We start from the raw sequence: 388 nt of genomic DNA, 5'->3' as shown, positions 1-388 counted from the left end.
CGACTCAGATGCCGATGCGGACGCCGATGCAGATTCTGATGCCGATGCGGACGCAGATGCGGATTCTGATGCTGATGCTGATGCAGACGCTGACGCCGATGCAGATGCAGATGCGGATTCTGACGCCGATGCAGACGCCGATGCAGATTCTGACGCAGATGCGGATTCTGACGCTGACGCCGATGCAGATTCTGATGCCGATGCCGATGCTGATGCGGACGCAGATGCGGATTCTGACGCCGATGCAGACGCCGATGCAGATTCTGACGCAGATGCGGATTCTGACGCCGATGCAGATTCTGATGCTGACGCCGATGCAGATGCAGATGCAGATGCAGACGCCGATGCAGATTCTGACGCTGATGCTGATGCTGATGCTGACGCCGAT

Annotated in this window: 1 protein-coding gene; it reads left to right on the top strand. The window is 57.7% G+C overall.

Translation table 11 applies throughout. The annotated features are described in order from the left end of the window. On the top strand, window positions 1-388 hold a 388-nt coding region (locus tag A6R74_RS11710), incomplete at both ends, for a hypothetical protein (RefSeq protein WP_205634183.1).

Source organism: Halomonas sp. ALS9, assembly GCF_001651035.1.
Lineage (GTDB): Bacteria > Pseudomonadota > Gammaproteobacteria > Pseudomonadales > Halomonadaceae > Vreelandella.
Note: the sequence above shows the minus strand (reverse complement) of the source record. Positions and strands in the feature narration are given on the sequence as shown.